The following is a 721-nucleotide window of genomic DNA, read 5'->3' as shown; positions in this document are numbered from 1 at the left end:
ATATGAGCGAAGGGCGCGATTTAGAGATCATGGCGTTGATTTATGAGATGAAAATGCTCCCAGTGCTCGGCATTCCGCCGGTGCTTGACCGTTGCGCGCGTTGCGGGGCGACAGAAGGGAGCGTCTCGTTTTCGGTCAAGGAGGCGGGCTTCCTTTGTCATCGCTGCGAGGAGGCCGACCCGCACCGGATGCCGTTGTCGCCGGCGTCGGCCCGGCTGTTGCGCCTGTTTTTCCATATTGATCTTGCCCGGCTGGGCGCGATTTCGGTCAAAGAAACGACAAAGGCGGAATTGAAGGCGGTGCTGTCGGCGTACTACGATGAATATGCCGGCCTGTCGCTGAAGGCGAAACGCTTTTTGCAGCAAATGAGCGTGCTCAAAGACACACTCGCCTCCGATAGCGGCCAGGATGCTTAATTTTCCTTGTAAACGCGTGATGTAGTATAATATAAACAAGGATGATAGCGTGTGGGACCTTTTGGCAAGGTGGTGAGCGACGATCGAACTGAATAAACGCCAGGAACAAATTTTGCAAATTGTCAAAGACTACGGGCCGATCACCGGCGAGAGCATCGCCGAAAAGCTGAACTTGACGCGGGCGACGCTGCGGCCCGATCTCGCGATTTTGACGATGGCCGGCTATTTGGAAGCGCGGCCGCGCGTCGGTTATTTTTATACCGGAAAAACGGGCACGCAGCTGTTCGCCGATAAGATTAAAAAAT

At 54.6% G+C, this 721-nt stretch carries 2 protein-coding genes; both read left to right on the top strand.

The features are described 5' to 3' along the window. A partial coding sequence (recO, locus tag U1T56_RS24180) for a DNA repair protein RecO (RefSeq protein WP_418162045.1) occupies positions 1–416 on the top strand: 416 nt, incomplete at its 5' end. An 82-nt stretch (positions 417–498) separates the two neighbouring features. Beyond that, positions 499–721, top strand: a 223-nt coding sequence (locus U1T56_RS24175) for a helix-turn-helix domain-containing protein (RefSeq protein ID WP_418162046.1), incomplete at its 3' end; no start/stop codon positions are given.

Source organism: Benzoatithermus flavus, assembly GCF_037908215.1.
GTDB lineage: Bacteria > Pseudomonadota > Alphaproteobacteria > Geminicoccales > Geminicoccaceae > Benzoatithermus > Benzoatithermus flavus.
The sequence above is the reverse complement of the archived record's forward strand: the minus strand, read 5'-3'. Positions and strand labels throughout refer to the sequence as shown.